This window comes from Calothrix sp. CBUCES-K 9914, from assembly GCF_059640475.1.
Map to the genome: position 1 here is coordinate 1 of NZ_JBXXZH010000530.1, position 1,727 is coordinate 1,727.

General features: G+C 38.4%; 2 protein-coding genes. Both read left to right on the forward strand.

Annotated features, from left to right (window positions below):
* Positions 1-259 (forward strand): hypothetical protein (locus AC2JBO_RS44835; protein ID WP_496960071.1); only part of this gene is annotated, 259 nt, incomplete at its 5' end.
* Between the two features lie 181 nt (positions 260-440).
* Complete coding sequence (locus AC2JBO_RS44840) at positions 441-1,484, forward strand: Rpn family recombination-promoting nuclease/putative transposase (RefSeq protein ID WP_496960072.1); 1,044 nt, start codon at positions 441-443, stop codon at positions 1,482-1,484.
* The last annotated feature ends 243 nt before the right edge of the window (positions 1,485-1,727 follow it).

The following is a 1,727-nucleotide window of genomic DNA, read 5'->3' on the forward strand; positions in this document are numbered from 1 at the left end:
TACTAATGCGATTATTGCCACTAGTTGTATTGCTAGAGATAAAAAAAGCGGTACATTTTATTTTAAAGGTTCTGGTGGTTTAAGCGCGCGTCCTGGTAATGCTCCACTTAGCACCTATTCAACAGGAAATGTTAGTAATTTACCAGAAACGCAAGAACGGCGCCCTTGGAAAAAAGGTGACAGTATAGTTGAGCCGCAAGGAATGTATCAACTACCAAATGGAAAAATTTTCATGGGTAATGAGTGTTCTCAAACCTAACCCCTAACCCCTTCCCTACGAGGAAAGGGGAATAATCATTATTATTTTTATTGAATCGTAAAGTGTTTATAAATTCATCATAAAATTTTAACTCTTAAACAATTTGTAACGTTTTTGATGACAGTATTTTTGTTCGATAGTATATTAGGATTCATCGAACAAGTTGAATCAGTTTTAAAGCATGACTAATAATAACGATATAAATAGTAGCGAAGTAAGTAGCGAAATCATCTCTTCAGATGAGAACAAAACTAAAAATCCACCGACTAAATATGATTCACCGTGGAAAGATATATTACAGATATATTTTAAGGAATTTATGGAGTTCTTCTTTCCTATCGCACATGACCAAATTGATTGGACAAAGGAAATTCAGTTTTTGGATAAGGAACTTGAAGAAGTTGCTAAAGATGCTGCAATTGGGCGCCGTTTTGCCGACAAGTTAGTGAAAGTACATCTCAAAAATGGTCGAGAGGAGTGGGTATTAGTACATATCGAGGTACAATCGCAAGAAGAAGAAGATTTTGCAATGCGGATGTATATTTATAATTATCGCATATACGATAAATATAAAAAAACAGTTGCTTCGCTGGCTATTTTGGGTGATGAAAAAGAAAATTGGCGCCCGTCGAGCTTTGGTTACAGTTTATTTGGCTGTTCGTTGTATTTTGAGTTTCCAATTATAAAATTAGTAGACTATCAACAAACATTATCTCAGCTAGAAAACGATGGGAACCCATTTGCAACGGTAGTTATGGCACACTTGGCTGCTCTTAATACCCGTGAAGACCGTAGCGAACGTAAAGTGCAGAAGCTGGCTTTAGTCCTCAGATTGTACGAAAAAGGGTTTGAGGAACAGGAGGTAATCAATTTACTAGCTTTTGTAGATTGGATGCTGACTCTACCACCGGATATTGAAGCAGAGTTTAAACTTGAAGTAAAACAACTTGAGGCTGGACGACGTATGAAATATGTAACATCTTTTGAGCGCAGTGGCATTGAAATTGGTAGGCAGGAAGGTAAGCAGGAAGGCAAGCAGGAAGGCAAGCAGGAACAAACACTATTACTAGTAACACGACAACTTAATCGTCGTTTAGGTAATATTGATGATACGACTAAGGAGCGTGTACGTTCTTTAGCTCTCGAAGATTTAGAAGCGCTAGCTGAAGAATTACTTGATTTTACATCGATTACTGACTTGACCAACTGGTTATCAGATGGATAATAGCAGTTATGGGCGCCTGCCCTATTGGTTCATGTAATTAATTTTGATAAATTGTAGGCATCCTGCCTGTGCAGTGGTCAGGCAGGGATGCCTGACCCACAAAACATTATTTATACAACCAGAACTAATGGTTCGTGTCAATAGTTTTGGGGTGTTGCTACAGATTTTAATCCCCCCTAGCCCCCTTAATAAGGGGGGAATAAGAGCAGTTTTAAGCCCCCCTTATTAAGGGGGGTTGGGGGG

Excerpts from the sequence above, each read along its gene's own strand:
- AC2JBO_RS44840 (WP_496960072.1), top strand. The coding sequence starts at position 441 with ATGACTAATAATAACGATATAAATAGTAGCGAAGTAAGTAGCGAAATC.